This window comes from Flavobacteriales bacterium, from assembly GCA_016713875.1.
Taxonomy (GTDB): Bacteria; Bacteroidota; Bacteroidia; order Flavobacteriales_F; family PHOS-HE28; genus PHOS-HE28.
Genome location: JADJOI010000003.1, coordinates 2,230,941 through 2,247,982 on the forward strand (window position 1 = coordinate 2,230,941; position 17,042 = coordinate 2,247,982).

General features: G+C 64.7%; 15 protein-coding genes. 4 read left to right on the plus strand and 11 right to left on the minus strand.

Annotation, left to right across the window (positions count from 1 at the left end; translation table 11 throughout):
* Nucleotides 1-507: 507 nt before the first annotated feature.
* On the minus strand, nucleotides 508-1,131 hold the full coding sequence (locus tag IPJ87_11060; protein ID MBK7942393.1) for a hypothetical protein: 624 nt from the start codon (nucleotides 1,129-1,131) through the stop codon (nucleotides 508-510).
* A gap of 245 nt (nucleotides 1,132-1,376) precedes the next feature.
* Between IPJ87_11060 and IPJ87_11065 the strand changes: the two genes are divergently transcribed.
* The gene (locus tag IPJ87_11065) at nucleotides 1,377-2,606 is read left to right on the plus strand and encodes a hypothetical protein (protein MBK7942394.1); all 1,230 of its coding nucleotides are present in this window, start codon (nucleotides 1,377-1,379) and stop codon (nucleotides 2,604-2,606) included.
* Between the two features lie 111 nt (nucleotides 2,607-2,717).
* Here the strand turns inward: IPJ87_11065 and IPJ87_11070 are convergent, their stop codons facing one another.
* From IPJ87_11070 to IPJ87_11100, 7 genes are all read right to left on the minus strand, one after another.
* Nucleotides 2,718-4,172, minus strand: a complete 1,455-nt coding sequence (locus tag IPJ87_11070) for a rhomboid family intramembrane serine protease (GenBank protein ID MBK7942395.1) — start codon at nucleotides 4,170-4,172, stop codon at nucleotides 2,718-2,720.
* Between the two features lie 42 nt (nucleotides 4,173-4,214).
* Nucleotides 4,215-4,373, minus strand: coding sequence for a hypothetical protein (locus tag IPJ87_11075; GenBank protein ID MBK7942396.1), 159 nt, complete (start codon nucleotides 4,371-4,373; stop codon nucleotides 4,215-4,217).
* Entirely contained in the window at nucleotides 4,370-5,035 is a 666-nt protein-coding gene (locus IPJ87_11080) for a hypothetical protein (GenBank protein ID MBK7942397.1), read from the minus strand. The genes IPJ87_11075 and IPJ87_11080 overlap by 4 nt, the downstream gene beginning before the upstream one ends.
* 21 nt (nucleotides 5,036-5,056) lie before the next feature.
* On the minus strand, nucleotides 5,057-6,310 hold the full coding sequence (locus tag IPJ87_11085; GenBank protein ID MBK7942398.1) for a pyruvate dehydrogenase complex dihydrolipoamide acetyltransferase: 1,254 nt from the start codon (nucleotides 6,308-6,310) through the stop codon (nucleotides 5,057-5,059).
* A gap of 10 nt (nucleotides 6,311-6,320) precedes the next feature.
* A complete protein-coding gene (locus IPJ87_11090) occupies nucleotides 6,321-6,722 on the minus strand; it encodes a hypothetical protein (GenBank protein ID MBK7942399.1) in 402 nt (133 codons plus the stop codon).
* 75 nt (nucleotides 6,723-6,797) lie between these two features.
* Nucleotides 6,798-7,835 carry a pyruvate dehydrogenase (acetyl-transferring) E1 component subunit alpha gene (gene pdhA, locus IPJ87_11095; GenBank protein MBK7942400.1) on the minus strand — a complete coding sequence of 346 codons (1,038 nt, stop codon included), beginning with the start codon at nucleotides 7,833-7,835 and terminating at the stop codon, nucleotides 6,798-6,800.
* A 53-nt stretch (nucleotides 7,836-7,888) separates the two neighbouring features.
* Entirely contained in the window at nucleotides 7,889-8,341 is a 453-nt protein-coding gene (locus IPJ87_11100) for a cytidine deaminase (GenBank protein MBK7942401.1), read from the minus strand.
* Between the two features lie 123 nt (nucleotides 8,342-8,464).
* Between IPJ87_11100 and IPJ87_11105 the strand changes: the two genes are divergently transcribed.
* Nucleotides 8,465-9,226, plus strand: a complete 762-nt coding sequence (locus tag IPJ87_11105) for a polyphosphate polymerase domain-containing protein (GenBank protein MBK7942402.1) — start codon at nucleotides 8,465-8,467, stop codon at nucleotides 9,224-9,226.
* Nucleotides 9,227-9,237: 11 nt separating this feature from the next.
* Entirely contained in the window at nucleotides 9,238-9,897 is a 660-nt protein-coding gene (locus IPJ87_11110; protein ID MBK7942403.1) for a DUF4956 domain-containing protein, read from the plus strand.
* A 161-nt stretch (nucleotides 9,898-10,058) separates the two neighbouring features.
* Here IPJ87_11110 and IPJ87_11115 read toward each other — a convergent pair whose 3' ends face one another.
* The 3 genes from IPJ87_11115 to porU all read right to left on the minus strand — a co-directional run bounded on the left by IPJ87_11115 (nucleotide 10,059) and on the right by porU (nucleotide 15,862).
* Nucleotides 10,059-10,538: a 2-C-methyl-D-erythritol 2,4-cyclodiphosphate synthase gene (locus IPJ87_11115; GenBank protein ID MBK7942404.1), complete on the minus strand. Its 480-nt coding sequence runs from the start codon at nucleotides 10,536-10,538 to the stop codon at nucleotides 10,059-10,061.
* Nucleotides 10,538-11,689, minus strand: coding sequence for a type IX secretion system outer membrane channel protein PorV (gene porV, locus IPJ87_11120; GenBank protein ID MBK7942405.1), 1,152 nt, complete (start codon nucleotides 11,687-11,689; stop codon nucleotides 10,538-10,540). Before porV ends, IPJ87_11115 begins: the two co-directional genes overlap by 1 nt.
* A gap of 183 nt (nucleotides 11,690-11,872) precedes the next feature.
* On the minus strand, nucleotides 11,873-15,862 hold the full coding sequence (porU, locus tag IPJ87_11125; GenBank protein ID MBK7942406.1) for a type IX secretion system sortase PorU: 3,990 nt from the start codon (nucleotides 15,860-15,862) through the stop codon (nucleotides 11,873-11,875).
* Between the two features lie 237 nt (nucleotides 15,863-16,099).
* On the opposite strand from porU, the gene IPJ87_11130 reads away from it, so the two are divergent.
* Entirely contained in the window at nucleotides 16,100-17,020 is a 921-nt protein-coding gene (locus IPJ87_11130) for a type IX secretion system membrane protein PorP/SprF (GenBank protein ID MBK7942407.1), read from the plus strand.
* Nucleotides 17,021-17,042: the final 22 nt, after the last annotated feature.

A 17,042-nucleotide genomic window follows, 5' to 3' on the forward strand; every position in this document is an offset into this window, starting at 1 on the left:
CAGCAGGATGGCCAGCCCACCGGGCTTGAGCACGCGGAAGAGCTCGCGCATCGCGGCCCGGTCGTCGGGCACGTGCTCCAGCACATGCGAGCAGATCACCAGATCGAAATGGTCGTTGGCGAAGGGCATCGCCGTCACGTCCAGGTCCAGCGTACCCGGCGGGTAGGTATAGCCCGGCTCCTTTTTGTCGCCGGCGATGTAGGTGATGCCCGGGACCGCCTGGATCCGTTCGCGGAGGCTGCGGTCGGGCGCCACATGAAGTACACGCTGGCCGGACTTCGGCAGGCCGCGCTGCCTCATGGCCAGGCCCATCATGCGGGTGCGTTCCAACGAACCACAGAAGGGGCACAGGGCGTGCGGCCTGGGCGGAGTGCCGCTGGGCAGGTAGGCCACGGCACCGCGTTCACACAAGGGGCAGCGCACCGCATCGCCGCGCAGCGCACGGTGCCGCAACCAGCGTTTCAGGGCCTTCAGCACGAGCGGCAAGTTACTCGCGCTGATGCACCATCATTGCACGGTGTAACTGCTGAGCTTCTTGCGGAAGCCACCGCCGCTGAAGAGGTACTTCGTTTCGTCCTGCACCAGACCGATGCCAGCGGTGCGATGGGTACGCAACGTGCGCACCGGCAGCCCGGGAAAACTGACCTCCCCTTCCACAACGGCCGTTGCGAACGTACCTGCCGGAACGACCACGGAGGCGGACGCATCCGCCATGCTCCAGGTCCGCGTGCCCGACGGCGGGATCATGGCGGAATACAACGTGACCCCAGGTGAGTTCGCACGGAAGACACAGGTACCCCCAAGCGCAACGATGCAGTCCGCCGAGTCACGCAGGAGCTGTGTGTAGCCGCCGGTCTGTCCGGGGTTGTGGATGCTGCGTGTGCCTTGGAGCACGGACCAGGTGGTTCCGTTCACCAACGAGTCTCCGGTGACGGTGACGACGTCCGTCCAGCTGGTCGGCACCTCGGTATCCAGGCTGTCGAACTGCACGATGTCATAGGTCCATGTGTTGCCAACGGCAAGCTTTGACCACGGCGCGGCCGCCGGGGTCGGGTCCCCGTTGGCGGGTGGGTCACTGGGGTCCTTGCGGCAGGACAGGAACGCGGTCGGCACCAGCAGCGTGAGCAGCATGGGCAGGCTTCGAAGGTGGATGTTCGTTCGGTTCATGCTCCCCGAACGCGTGTGCCGATGGCTTGTTGCCGGATGCCCGAACGGTCCGCCACAGGCGTGGCCACGCCGATGGTGTGCACCTTCGGTTCTTTCATCCGGTGGTGTGCAATGAGGCTGAACACTTCACCATTGGGTACCATGGCCTGCATCCGCCCGCGGCAACCGTGCACCTTGGGCGCCGTCTGTGGGATGTGAACCCCACGACCATGTGTTCGACCTTTCGACCTGCGCTCCTCTTCGTCCCACTGTTCCTCACCGTCCCGTGCGCGGCACAGCTTTCGATCACCTGGCAGCATCTGGCTGACCTGCCCTACGCGGTGCAGAGCCCGTACATGTTCGCGGTGGATGGGCGGATCTTCGTCGGCGACGGCATCACTGAGCACCCGCCTCTGGCGCTGGCCGGCGGAATGCACGAGTACCTCCCCGCCACGGACACATGGGTCACGCGCACGCCCTGCCCGGGCCCTGACCGGTACGGCGCACGGGGCTTCTCCCTGAACGGACTGGGGTACATCACCTGCGGGTGGGCGAACAACAGCCCGGTCATCCAGATCAACGACACGTGGGCGTACGAGCCATCGTCCGACACCTGGACGCCCAAGGCCCCCTTTCCCGGAGGTGAGCGCTATACCGCCATCTCCTGCGCCACGAGCACCAAGGGCTACACCGGCCTGGGCTTCTCCCCCTACTACGATGACTGGTGGGAGTACGACCCCGCTGCGGACCAGTGGACGCAACGCGCATCGTTCCCGGGCGGAGCGCGGCAAAGCGCCATCAGCTTCGTGATCGATGAGCAGGTCTACGTGGGGTGCGGGGCCAGCAGCAACACCAACTTCCTCAGCGACCTCTGGCGCTATGATCCGCAGAGCGACACCTGGACCCCACGTGCGGGCCTGCCCACATCGCGCTATGCTTCCTACGCGTTCACCTACGCCCAGCAGGGCTTCGTGGTCTGTGGTCTCGCACTGGACCCGAACAACAACCCCACCACCATGGCGGAGGTGTGGACCTATGAGCCCGCCACGGACAGCTGGACGCAGCTCGCTGACTTTCCCGGAACCCCGCGCGGGGATGGCGCTTCGTGTTCGGCCGGTGGCATGGGCTACCTGGGCTTCGGACGGTACACCTTCGGGCAGGTGCCGCTATCGGCGAACATGACCAGCGAGTTCTGGCGCATCCGGCAGGCGGAGACCGGGATCGGTGAGGCAGGTGCGGACCCGTTGCTGCATGTCCGCACCGCGGAAGGCACCATGCTGATCACGCAGTCGGGGGCCACGCCCTTGGACATCACGATCACGGACGCCACCGGTCGGCTGGTGGGCTCGGGCACCGTTCCCCCGAAAGGCACGCTCTCCATCCGGATGGACGATCCGAGCACCGGGATCTACCTCGTACAGCCTGCATCGGGCAACGCACAGCGGGTAATGGTGCGGTGAAGCGGCGGGACGTCCGCGCCCATCAGATCGCCCCCATCCCCAACAGCAGCGCCGGTTCTTATGATAGCCCCAAGACGCATGCGTGGATGACGGACAAGAGGGAAAGCACGTTCACTCTACGTTGATCAAGGACAGTATCGAATCGATCCGGGCGAAACTGGCCTGCATCTCCGCATCGGGTTCGGAAACACCTTTCAGCAGTGCGGCCTCCACGAGCTCCATGGTGTGGAGGCGGGCTTCGGCATACACGGTGAACAGGTCGCGCTGTCGGGCCATCTCATGAGAGAGCTCGAGCGTATCCGTCCGGCGCATGAGCTCTACGGCCTCGCGCCAGGCGGGAAGTCCGCTGTCCTGCACAAGGATGAGCTGTGCGTTTGCGGTGGCCACATCGGGCATCTTGAACGGCGCGAGCCCCTTCTCCTCGAGGACTTGGAAAGCGGTGATCTCCTTCTGGAACAAGGCATCGTCCACGGGGATCGAACGCAGCACGAGGCCGGAGCACACCCCCAGCACCAGCAAGGGTGCGCCCCAGGCGGCCAGGTGCAAGCCCGGATGCTCCGGCTTCTTGAGCGCGAAATAGAGGCCTCCACCGAGCGCGAGCCCGCTCGCGAGGCCGCCGATGTGGGCGGCATTGTCCACTCCGCCCTTGAGGCCGTAGATCAGGTTGTACACCACGAAGATGCCGATGCTCTGGAGCAGGTTCTGGCGCACATCCTTGTGGAACAGGTCGGTGAACAACAGGGCCAGGAAAACCCCGTACAGGCCGAAGATGGCCCCCGAGGCACCTGCACTGACCGTATTGTCGTGCCACCAAAGACTGGCCAGGCTGGCGAACACACCCGTGATGCCGTAGAGCGCGAAGATGTGCCACCGGCCCAGGAGCGGCTCCAGATGAAGCCCGATCATGAGCAGGGCGTACATGTTCAAGAGCAGGTGGAACACACCGATGTGTACGAAGCAGCAGGTCAAAAGCCGCCACCATTGACCGTCCAGTGTGTAGGGGCGGTGGTTCGCGCCCCATTCGAGCAGGTCCGCACCGGTGGGAGAAAGCACGTGCACCCCCGAGGCCACCATGGCGATGAAGACGAGCACGCTCGCATCGATCAGCATGGGCGTGGCGAAGAACTCCCTTCGCGGAATGAACATGCTGCCGATATCGCGCCAGTGGAACTCGTTGGCATGGGCCGTGGCCGCATCCTGCTGCATCGCTCCGCTCTCATCCAGCTCCTTCAGTTCCGCGGCCATGATCTCCGGCGTGGTGGACACCCGCGCCTCGGCGAAGGCGTCCATCAGGGCATCGAGGTTGCGTTGATGGCGCTTGCGGCCGGAAACGAAGGTCCATTGCTGGAACTTGCTCACGGCCGTGAACCCTTCATGATCGAGATCAACGACCACTTCCTCGCCATAGGAGAATGCGGACCTCGGCGTGATGGCCACCACCCGCATGGGATGCAGGTGCGCCACGCCCCATTTCATCGTGCGAAAGGCTTGAAAGAGCAGAACGATGACCTCCGCGCGCGACAGGCCTTCGGTGGAACACCGGGCGGTGGGACGTTGGGCAGCCATGCCCGGTCAAGATAGCCCCTGCCCTCGAAAGAGACGCGGCGCTCAGATCGCCCCCATCCCCAGCAGCAGCGCCGGCTCCTCCATCAGCCCCTTGAAGGTGTTGAGGAAGGCCGCGCCGGTGGTGGTCGTACAGGGTGCGGTACATGGTGGTCGAATGCCCTGCCAACGCGCAGCGCACCCGGCCTGGTGCGTGAGCATCATTGTGTGATCAACGGACCGTGCAGAGCACCGTTCGTGACCAACTTGCTGTTGCCAGCACCGTCGTAAAGCTTGCAGTTGAAGGTCACCTTGAAGGTGAAACGGGGACCGAACGGATCGCCGGTCGAAGTGCGCTCGTTGATGCTGAAGTTACTTCCGGTCTGATCCGCAGTACCACGGTCGGTGGACCACTTCACCCCGAGCGCGTCCGTCCATTCCACGCGCACACCATCAACGACCTCGTATGTCAGGGTCGATTGGTTCCACAAGAAGACACCATAGGACCGTGCCCCGAGCGCGACCATGGTGTTCACGCTGTCCACCGAAGGCAAGCTGCCCAAGCCATAGAAGGTCTTGACCAAGCCCACATTCCAGCGGTCGTTCACGTCCACCGAATCGGACACAACGGATTCCTGATAGCTCGTACAGACCGTTAGGCCCATGTTGGTATTGGCCATCGCGCCCGGGACGAAAATGTCCGTCGAGGTGGTCTTCAGTACCGGAATGCCATCCAACTCAAGGCTCAGGGCATACGAGGAACCGTATCCACCACCGTTCGCTGCCGGGGTGGTCGCATCATCCTCCTTCTTGCAACCGGCCATGATCACCAGGACCAGGACCAGCGCACCGCGAACGTTATTGAGCAGGGAGGTCCAGACTTTCATCTCTCGAAGGATGTAACGCCCTCAGATCGCCCCCATCCCCAGCAGCAGCGCCGGCTCCTCCATCAGCCCCTTGAAGGTGTTGAGGAAGGCCGCGCCGGTGGCGCCGTCCACCACGCGGTGGTCGCAGCTGAGGGTCACCTTCATGGTGTGTCCGGGCACGATGGCGCCGTTACGCACCACGGGCTTTTCCATGATGCCGCCCACCGCCAGGATGCACGCATCGGGCGGGTTGATGATGGCGGTGAACTCCTCGATGCCGAACATGCCGAGGTTGGAGATGGTGAAGGTGTTGCCCTCCCAGTCGGCGGGTTGCAGCTTCTTCTCCTTGGCCTTCTTCGCCATGTCGCGCACCTCGGCGCCGATCGTGCGCAGGGGCTTGCCGTCGGCGAAGCGCACCACAGGCACCAGCAGGCCCTCCTCCACCGCCACGGCCACGCCGATGTGCACATGCTCATTGAACCGGATGCGGTCGCCGAGCCAGCTGCTGTTCACCTTGGAGTGCTGCTTCAGGGCCACGGCCGCGGCCTTGATCACCAGGTCGTTGAAGCTGATCTTGTCGGGCGCGATGCTCGCGTTGATCGCCTCGCGGACCTGCATGGCGCGGTCCATCGGGATCTCGAGCGTGAGGTAGAAGTGCGGCGCGCTGAACTTGCTCTCCGCCAGGCGACGCGCGATGGTCTTGCGCATCTGGCTCACGGCCACCTCGGTGAACGACTCCACCTGCGGCGCGGCGTAGGCCAGGCCTCCACCGGTCCAGCCCTCGATGTCGCGCTTGGTCACCCGGCCATCGGGACCGCTGCCCTTCACGCGACCGATGTCGATGCCCTTCTCCTCGGCCAGGCGCTTCGCGAGCGGGCTGGCATGCTTGCGGCCGCTGCCGTTCGCAGCAAGGGCAGGGGCTGGAGCTGATGCGGGCTTCGGTGCTGATGCTACGGGTGCAGGGGCAGGCGCCATGCCTTCGCCGGAGGCTGCGGCAGGCGAGGCAGGGGCAGGGGCAGGGGCGGCACTTTCGGCCAGGATCTTCGTGATGTCCTCGCCCTCCTTGCCGAACACGGCGAGCAGGCTGTCCACCGCCGCGGTCTTGCCCTCGGGCACGCCGATGTGCAGCAGGACGCCGTCATGGAAGCTCTCGAACTCCATGGTGGCCTTGTCGGTCTCGATCTCGGCAAGGATCTCACCGTTCTTCACCTTGTCCCCCACCTTCTTGTGCCACTTCGCCACCACACCCTCGGTCATGGTGTCGCTCAACTTCGGCATGCGTACGATCTCGGCCATGGTCATTTCGTTAGTTCAGGGAACCCCGGTAGACATATTCATCCAGCAACTCGAAGAGTGGTCTGAGGCCCGTGAACTCCAACCTCATGGTGTCCGCTTGGACCTGGAAGGAGCCGCTCAAATAGAAGAATGAGCTCATGGGAAGTGGTGTGTTCGCCGGCCCCACGAACGTGAGATCGGGTGAGAGCTTCATGGTGTCCGCGCTGGAGATGACGATGGAGCTGTCATCCGAGGCATCCAAGGACACGATCGCATCCGATGCCCAGTTCATCGAATCGACCGTGATCCCGAAAGAGGTACGACGGAAAAAGGCGCGACCCGAATAAACCCCGACCACTGCTTCGCGATAATCCGAGGAGGGTGAAGGATCAGGGTCAGGAGGTACGACCTCGTCCGTGCAGCCGATCAACATGCCAAGGCACAAGAGTGACACGAGACACCGCGGCATCGACCATCGGGGGACGGAGGAATGTGCGAATGCCACAGGTCAGTCCGTGATGAAAGGATAATCCGGGGTCTTGTACACGTCCTCCCACAGCTCCTTGGGATCGGGCAGCGGGCTCTCCTCGGCGAACCGCACGGCCTCCTCCACCTCCTTCTTGATGGCTTCGTCCAGCGCCTCCAGTTCGGCCTCGGTGGCCCACTTCTGTTCCAGAAGTTTGGCGCGCACGTCCTCGATGGGGTCCTGCTGCTTGTAGGCCTCCACCTCCTCCTTGCTGCGGTACTTCTGCGGATCGCTCATGCTGTGCCCACGGTACCGGTAGGTGTTGATCTCCAACAGGTAGGGGCCCTGTCCTTCCCGGCAGTGGGCGCAGGCCTTGGCGATGGCGGCATGCACAGCCTCGCACTTCATGCCGTCCACGGGCTCGCCGGGCATGTCGTAGCTCTCGCCCAGGCGGTGCAGCTCGTGCACGTTGCTGGTGCGCTCCACGCTGGTGCCCATGGCGTACTGGTTGTTCTCGATGATGAACACCACCGGGAGCTTCCAGGTCATGGCCATGTTGAAGGTCTCGTGCAGCATGCCCTGCCGCACGGCCCCGTCGCCCATCATGCACAGGGTCACCTGGTCGCCGCCGCGGTATTTGTCGGCGAAGGCGATGCCGGCGCCCAGGCCGATCTGCCCGCCCACGATGCCGTGCCCGCCGAACAGGTTGCGGCCCTTGTCGAAGAAGTGCATGCTGCCGCCCTTGCCCTTGCTGGTGCCGGTGGTGCGGCCATAGAGCTCGGCCATCACGCGGTGCGGCGTTTCGCCCAGCACCAAGGGGTGGCAGTGGTCGCGGTAGCCGGTGATGATGCGGTCGTCCTTGCCCATGGCGGTGACCATGCCCGCGAGGATGGCCTCCTGCCCGATGTAGAGGTGGCAGAAGCCGCCGAACTTCTGCATGGTGTACAACTGGCCGCACTTCTCCTCGAAGCGCCGCATCAGCAGCATGTCCTTGAACCAGCGTTGATAGGTCTCCCTACCGTGGCCACCATCGGCCGGGCGGGCGTTCTTCTTGGCGGGCGGGGCGGTCTTGGTGGGCATGGCGGTGGCGCCCTTCGGGCGGGCCCCAAAGATAGCCCCCGGCCCGATGCCGGTCAGCGCTTCAGGAAGCTGCTGTCGAAGGAGAGCGGCAGCAGGCTTTCGGCGCTGAAGGTCTCCAGGGCGGGTCCGCGAACGATGCCCATCAGCAGGCGCAGCGGGGAACCCTGGCGATGTTCCTGTTCCAGCAGGGCTTGTCGGCAGATGCCACAGGGCGTCACCGGATCACGGCCCTTCACCTGGGGCACCACGATGGCCATGCACTCCACCACCCCCTTCGGCACCACGCTCATGGCCGCGTGCAGCGCGGTGCGCTCCGCGCAGATGCCCGCCGGGAAGCTGGCGTTCTCCTGGTTGCTGCCCGGCACGATCTCGCCGCTCTCCAGCCGCAGCGCCGCGCCCACCTTGAACCGGGAATAGCGCGCGTAGGCGTGGCCGGCAGCCCGCTGGGCCAGCTTCAGCAGCTCCTGGTCCTCCTTGGGCAGGGCGCTCCACGTGGCGTGGTGCATGTACACGGTGGTCACCTTGCGCGTGCTGGACATGGGCCGGGGAAAGGTGGCCGAAGGTAGCGCCCCGGGCGGCTCGCCCCGCGCCCCGCGCACGCGCGGTTCCCTAGATTTGGCGCCCCCGCCATGTCGGACCTGCCATCCCAACTCGAGCGTTTCGCGCCCATCACCCTTGCGGAGATGGACGGGGTGAAGCTGCAGGACCGCATGGACACCAAGTACGTGTTCGGCGAAGCGCTGCTGCCCGAGGTGCTGGAGGACATGCTGCCGCATTACCGCCTGCTGGAGGTGGACGGTGTGCGCGGCAGCCACTACCGCTCGCTGTACTTCGACACGCCGGGGCTGCGCGACTACCACGACCACCACAACGGACGTACGCTGCGCCGCAAGGTGCGCTTCCGCGAATACCTTGGCAGCGGCCTGTGCTTCCTGGAGGTGAAGCGCAAGACCGGGGCCGGCCGCACGGACAAGCATCGCCTGAAGGTCGCCGGCATCCCCGAGGCGCTGGTGGGCGAACAGGCGGCCTTCGTGGCCACGGCCTCCCGGAGCGCCGAACCGCTGGTGCCGGTGATGTGGAACCGCTTCATCCGGCTCACCTTCGTGCACCGCGAGCGGGCGGAGCGCCTCACCCTCGACCTGGGCCTGCGCTTCAGCCTGTTCCACGAACCCGCCCGCGAGGCCGCGCTGAGCGGCATCGTGGTGGCGGAGCTGAAGCAGGGCCGGGCCGACCGCGGTTCGCACTTCGCCCAGGCCATGCGCGCCCACGGCATCCGCCCGGCCGGCATGAGCAAGTACTGCATCGGCCTGCTGCGCCTGTTGCCCTCACTGAAGTACAACCGGTTCAAGGAGGTGCTGCGCCACCTCGACCGCGTGCGACCGGCCGCCTGACCCCCACTGACATGATGACCATGAAGCTCTTCGGCATGCGCGTCTTCCACGAGGACATGTGGGAGCTGCTCTTCAAGTTCGCGCTGGACGCGGCGGTGCTCTTCATCCTCATCCGCCTCATCTACTACCCGATCCACCGGAAGAAGGACTACCTCTTCACCTACTTCCTGTTCAACATCCTGATCTTCTTCCTGTGCGTGCTGCTGAACAACGTGAAGCTGAGCATCGGCTTCGCCTTCGGCCTCTTCGCGATCTTCGGCATCCTGCGCTACCGCACCGAGCAGATCAGCATCAAGGACATGACCTACCTGTTCGCGGTCATCAGCCTGGCGGTGATCAACGCGCTCGTGAGCAAGAAGATCAGCCTGGCCGAACTGCTGTTCACCGATGGCATGATCCTGCTGGTGACCTACGCGCTGGAGCACCTCTGGCTCACCCGGCACGAGGCCATGCGCCAGCTGATCTACGACCGGGTGGACCTCATCCGTCCCGGTCAGCGCGAGGCCCTTCACACCGACCTGAAGCAACGGCTGGGCATCTCCGTGAGCCGCGTGGAGGTGGGCCGCATCGACCTGCTGCGCGACACCGCCCAGCTGCGCGTGTTCTACTACGATGACGAGCAGGCCCCCGGCTCCTTCACGGAGATGGCGGCGGACGACGGGGACGATTAGAAGCCGTCTCGAACTGGTTCTTGGTAGCGAACCGGAGGAGTTCTTCGGCCAGCCGAGGCGAGAGACCCGCGCATAGCAGGACGCTTGGTAAGGGTTGAGGCAACGATGGATGGCCGTAAAAGACCCCGGCGCAGCCCGAGGGACCGGTTCGGGATGGCTTCTCAGTCGGCCTGGATGAGCGCCACGGCGTAGGCGCAGGCGCCTTCCTCGCGGCCCACATAGCCGAGCTTCTCGTTGGTGGTGGCCTTGATGCCCACGGCCTCCTCCTCCACCCCGAGGATCGGCGCGATCACCCGCTTCATGGCCGGGATGTGCGGCTTGATCCGCGGACGTTCCATCACCAGGCTGCAGTCCACGTTGCCCACGCGCCAGCCTTTTACGCCGATGAGGCGCACCACCTCGCGCAGGAGTTCGGTGCTGTCGGCCCCCTTCCAGCGCGCGTCGGTGTCGGGGAAATGATGGCCGATGTCGGGCAGGCCCGCGGCACCCAGCAGCGCGTCGCAGAGCGCATGGAGCAGGACATCGGCATCGCTGTGGCCCAGCAGGCCGGTGTGGTGGTCGATGGCCACGCCGCCCAGGAACAGCGCACGGCCTTCGGCCAGCCTGTGCACGTCGTACCCGAAGCCGACCCGGACGCGCATCACTCGGCCTCCTGCTTCTTCTTCTTGCTCTTGTCGAAGTTGAACCCGAGCGTGAAGCGCAGCGTGTTGGCCAGCGGGCTGCGCTGCGTGTTGGCGATCAGGTAGCTCAGGTCGATCGAGAAGATGCTGTAGCGCACACCGGCGCCCAGGGTGAAGTACTTGCGGTTGCCCTTGGTGTAGTGCTCCCAGAAGTAACCGGCGCGGAAGGCGAACTGCTTGGCGTACCAGTACTCCAGACCACCGCCCAGGTTGATCTCGCGGAACTCCTCCTTGGTCTTGCTGCCGCTCACCAACTGGCCGTTCTGGTCGTACCAGCCCGGTGCATCGCTGAAGCTCTGGAATATTCCCTCCGCCACCCCCACGTTGGGGTCCTTGCCGCTGGCGATAATATTAGTGGTATCGTTGTCATAAATCGGCGGCGTGGGCACCAATAATTTGTTCACATCGAAATGAAAGCTGATGCTGTTGTAGTCGTCGATGTCGTAGGTGAAGCGGGGCCCCAGGCGCAGGTTGATGGGGATGAAATCGCGGCGGGCCGTCTCCGAGTACGACATCTTCGCGCCGATGTTGGAGATGTTGAGGCCGAAGGCGAAGGTGCCGGTGTTGTCGCCGAGCTGCAGGTCGGGCTTCTGGTAGTAGAACGACACGTCCGCGGCCACGGACTGGCCGGCCTTGGTGTTGGCGTTGTTCACGTTGAGGCCGCCGGTGAGGTTGCTGTTCACATAGCGCACGGCGATGCCCCCGCTGAAGAAGTCGCTGAACTGCTGGGCGAACCCGATGTCCACGGCGAACTCCGCGGGCTTGAACTCCCGGATGGGGCTGCCGTTCTGGTCCGTGAACTGGATGCTGCCGAGGTCGAAGTAACGCAGGCTGCCACCGAGAGCGGACTTCTTATTTCTGAGCCGCCCGTATCCGGCCACGTAGGCCAGGCTCATGTCCGGCACCAGGTTGCGCAGCCAGGGGCTGAAGCTGATGTGGAACTCCCCATCGTTCGGCGCGAAGGCGAGCTTCGAGGGGTTCCAATGGATCGAGTTGGCGTCGGGGGAGATGGCCACCCCGGCATCGCCCATGCCCCCCGCCCGGCTGTCGACCGAGATCATCAGGAAGGGCACCGCGGTGGTGATGGTGTTGAGGTCCTGGCCGCAAGGCAAGCCTTGTGGGGTAAAACACTGGTCACCGGCCTGCGCCTGCTGTGCATGAACATCGCATGCGAGGGAAAGGGCCGAGGAAGAGAAGGAACGGCTCAAGGATCAGGGAATGACGCATCAGGGTCGGGGTCTGCGGAAAAAGGACGGCAAATATACGCGGCCTCCCCCCTCGTTATTGTGTGCCGATCACCTGAGGATCACGAGCTTTTCCAACTTCTCGGCCTTGTCGCCCTCGGGGGTCTTCACGTTCAGGCGGTACACATAGACCCCGCGGCCCAGTTTGTCGCCGTAGTCGTCCCGACCATCCCAGGCCAGGGGTTCGCTGCGGAAGCCTTCGCACGCCAGCTGCCGGTTGATGGTCTTCACCAGCCGCCCGGCCACGGTGAACACCTGCACCTGCACGTCCAGCGTGGTGCAGGGCCGGTTGTGCTCGAAGAAGAACCGGGTGTTGGTGGTGAAGGGGTTGGGGTAGTTCAGCACGTGCTCCAACGCAAGCTCGGCGCTGGGGGCCACCACGAACTCGGTGGTCGCTTCGGCGGAGTTGTTGAACACGTCCCAGGCCTTCACTCGCAGCGTGTGCCCGCCTTCGGCCAGGTCGTCGAAGCGGTAACGGGCCGAACCGCTGCGGTAGGTGTCCAGGTCGGCCTCATACTGGTCGTTGAGCACGATGGCCTGGTCGGTGTTCTCGTCCAGCACCGCCACCAGGTCGTGGCCGATGCTGCTGCCCATGGTGTTGATCCCGTTGGCGTCGTACAGCTTCACCAGCAGCAGCGGGTCCTCGTTGGTGATGCCGCCGCGTACGAAACGATCGTCGTTCATGTACACCTGGACGGTGGGACCGTCGTCGTCCGGTGCGACGTTGGTGGCCGCACCACCCACCAGCGGGTCGTTCGTCGCACCACAGCCGTTGGTCTCCATGTTCTCCACGTAACAGCTGATGCGCCCGGGGCCCACCAGGTAGTTGATGTCCTGCGGTACCACGAAGGTGAAGCTGAACAGGCCGCCGGTCACCGTGGCCATGCCGCGGTAGATGATGTTCTTGCGCAGGCTGAACGGGAAGGGCGAGCCACCGTCGTTCGCCAGGGTCTGTTGCTGGACGCGCTTGTCGAACACCGTGGGGATCACCAGGCCGTTCAGCCCGGTCATCAGGTTGCCGCCCGCATCGACCACCTCGCCGTGGATGCGCACGGTGGCGAGCGCGTTCATGGTGTCCACCGGGTTGCCCAACGTGTCGGTGATGGACGTGATGCGCACCTCGTTGCGCGGCATGGCCAGCCGGAGGCTGGGGTCGCCGAGCAGGGAGAAATTGCGGTGGTTGACCTGCGAGGGCTGCGCCGTGGTGATGTCCACCTTGGTGCGGCGGAACACATCACCCAAGGTGGCCGGCCGGCCCTGTTCGTCATACCGCTCCAACACGTGGTCGTAGAAGTCCTGGGACAATGCATAGTTCTGGTTGCTGTACGCGATGCGGGTGGTGGTCATCAGCGCGATGCCACCACCATTGGGGTTCAGCAGCACGTACTCACCGGCCGAGGTCCGCGCCGGATCGTCCCACCGGCTGAACTCGCAGGTCGCCGTCATGAACAGCGGCAGTCGCTCCAGGTTGGTCCACCCCAGGATGGTGGAGTTGTCCAGGAAACGCTCATGCGCCCAGCCCACCTCGCCACCATGGCCCACATAGTTCACCAGCAGCGCACCGCGTTGCACCCCGTCCCGCAGGTCGGCCTGGGCATCGGGGTAGCGCTCGCCACCGGGCGTGCTCGTCTGCTGGTAGGCGTCGAGGTAGACCTTGTTGATGTTGAAGCACGGGAACTCGCTCTCCACCGCCGTGGCCAGGGCATCGCTCTGGCTCATATGGATCGTGCTCTCGAACGTGTCACCCTCCTGGTCGTCGCTGGCGAAGAGCAGCCACGTGCGCCAGTCGTTGATGCCGCCATCGCTGCCCACGGCGCACTGGGCCTCGGTGCCCGAGAGCAGCTGAAGACGATCGTAGTTCAGGATCTTGGTGGCCATCTCCTGCGCTTGGGAGATGGAGCTCACGGGGATGCGGCCCACACCGATGTCCACCAGGTCGCCCTGGTACTCCCCTTCGTCATTGTCCAACAGCCCGAAGTAGTCGTCCGAACAATAGCTGAGGCTCGCATGCCAGGAGTTGGCGGTCTGGTAACTGGGCAGGAAGCTCTGGTTGCTGAGCGCGCGATTGAGGTTGTTGTACGAACCATCGCCGTAGAGCAGCAGGTAGCGCGGCATCAGCGCGGGATCGGTCCCGGCCTTGTCGTACAGCATCTTCATGTACCGCTTGATGGCCGTGGCGTCGCGCATGCCGGAGGAGAACTCGTTGTACACCTCCTGCGGGCTCACCACGGCGACGGTGAGGCCTTCGCTCATACGACGGTCGGCGATCTGTATCGCCGCGGCCCTGAACGCATCGGGCACCACGATCACCAGATCGGTCGGCAGGGCCGTCGCGTGCAGGTCCTGGTTGGGGACCTTCCCAGCGGCGGTCGGGGTGAGCAGGCCCGTGCTGCGGAAGGCGGCGAACTGCCGCAGGCTGTCGGTGCGCAGTCGGAACACCTTCTGGGTGCCGTTGTCCGTCATCGGCACATGCGCTGCGGCCGTGGGGTCGGTGATGTCCCAGATGGTGACGGCCCCGGGAGCCTGGTCCAGCACGAACTCGGTCACCTCGCCCGACCCCACACTGGTGAGGTCGCGGAAGAGCATCTGGTTGCCCACCAGCTTCAGGTCGCGGCGGGCGTTCAGCTCCAGAAAGTTCATCCACCCGATCGACGAGGCGGGGTTGTGCTTGGTGAAGGTGACGATGAACGGCAGGTTGTTCCCCGAGGCATTGAAGCAGAAGGTGTGGCGGGTCGACTTGGCCTGCTCGCCCGTGTAGCCGTTGGGCACCCCCTGCACGGACACGGTGGTGTCCAGGGCTGCCCCGGAGGTCACGCGCCAAGTGCTCGCATTGCCCGTGCCCACCGTGCGGGACAGCACATCCATCACCAGACACGCGGGATCCTGTGACCTCAGAAAGGGTACGCTGAAACTGTAAGGGTAGGTGGTGGTCAGGTCGTAGACATCGCCATAGAGCTCCCGGCCCGACTTCAACAAGGTCACGGCGTCCAACTCGGTGAATTGCCGGTCGTCGAACGAGGTGCTCGTGCGGGTGGCGGGATCGAGCACTTCCGGAAGGGTGCCCACGCGCAGGGCCGGCTCGATCCCGATGCCCACGAAGTAGGAGGCCGAATCGGAGAAGACGTGCTTGGTATGGCGGAAGCGCCCCGAGCCGCTGTCCAGGGTCCACTTGTGGGGGCCGGTGGCGTAGAAGACCACCCGGTCTCCGGGACCGAAGGAACCATCCCCGCCGTCCTCCACCACCACCGCGTTGGGCACCAGGTCCGTGGCGGGCAGCTGGTCGTTCTCGAACGGCAGCATGCCATGGTGGCGGCCAAAGAGGTTCACCTGGTCGCTGGGCACCTCCCCGGCCAGGCCCATGTTCTGGAGCTGCTCATAGGTCAGGGCATACACCCCGTCCTGCGTCACCTGCACCCGGTACCACTCCCCGGAGGCCAATCGCGAGGTGGGCGGGTAGCTCTTGGGCTGAACGGGAGGTCCGCCTCCACGCCCTTCGACGATGGACAGTGTATAAGAGGATAACCGTTCCCACTGACCCGTGCCCGTGTTCCTTCGGTAGGGGTAGATGTCCACTACGGCCATGGGCTGCTTGCGCTGGGTCGCCAACCGGGTCACCACCAGGGGTTGGGTCCAGGCCTCCTCAAGCCCGGGCAGGGCCTCCACCTCCTCCCGGATCATCGGGATGTAGGTGGTGTTGGTGAGGTGGGCGGAAAAGGAGGTCGTGCCCATTCCCAAGGAGCGCACTTCATGGTGGAAGGGTAGGTCCTGCCGGGCCGGGTCCAGGTGCATGGCCCGGGGGGCGGTGGCCGGTGCGCCTCGCTCGGTCACCACCCGCTCGTCCGAACGGCTGTTCTCCGCGCTGCGCGCGGATCGCGCGGCGGGGGTGCCACCCACCATCGGGGTGGTGCGGGCCGGGGTGGGTGTTGTGCGCGTGGGTCCTGTTGGGACGGACCGTTGAGGGGTGCTGTTGCGCTCCTGGGCCGTTGCACTGATACAGGTGAACAGCAGGGCGGCGAGGGGGAGGAGAACAGGGTGGTTCATGAACACTGATCAACAGGTTTTCAACAGGATCGACCGAAAGTACTACCTTCGGCCGTTGCGTTGCGGAGCACCCGCTTCAACGGTACCTGGTCCGGATCATTGCGGACCGGGGTGGGGAACCGCAATGCAATGAGCTACGTATACTTGGCGTTCGCAGCAGAGCTACGGATGATGGGAAGCGTGATCAGGGGCAAGATGCGTCGTGCGGCCATGGTGCTGGCGGGATGCGTGGCAATCATGGGAACAACGCAGGCACAGGACCCGCAGTTCACCCAGTTCTACGCGAATCCGCTGTACCTGAACCCGGCCTTCGCCGGCACGGCGCGCTGCCCGCGTGTGGTGCTCAACTACCGGAACCAATGGCCCGCCCTCACGGGCACCTTCGTCACCACCAGCGCCAGCTACGATCAGCACGTGGACGCCATCCTTGGCGGGCTGGGCGTGCTGGTCACGCACGACCAGGCCGGCAAGGGAACGCTGAACACCACGACGGCCAGCGCCATCTATAGCTATCAGCTCGCGATCAACCGCAAGTTCAGCATGAAGTTCGGGGCCCAGGCCACCTACTTCCAGAAGTCGCTGGACTGGAGCAAGCTCACCTTCGGCGACCAGATCGACCCACGCCGGGGCTTCATCTATACCACCAACGATGTGCCCCGCGGCGGCACGGTGGGCAATGCCGACTTCTCCGCCGGCGTTCTGGGCTACACGGACATCTTCTTCGTGGGCATCGCCGTGCATCACCTCAGCGAACCGAACGAATCGCTCATCGTGGGCACCTCGCGCCTGCCGCGCAAATACACCGCGCACGCGGGTGCGGCCATCCCCATCGGCATGAAGGGCAAGTACGGTGACGCCAAGACGCGCATCTCTCCGAACATCCTCTTCCAGCAGCAGGCCCAGTTCCGCCAGTTGAACCTGGGCTTGTACGTGGACCACGGCCCCATCACCGCGGGCATCTGGTACCGCACGCGCGACGCCTTCATCGCCCTCATCGGGTTCCACACCGAACGCTTCAAGTTCGGGTACAGCTACGACGTCACCACCTCGAAGCTCACCACGGCCACGGCCGGATCGCACGAGGTCAGTGTTCAGCTCCAGTTCAACTGCAAGCCCAAGAAACGCCGCTTCCGTGTGGTCGCCTGCCCCACGTTCTAAGCTGCGCCCCAACCCCCCCCGC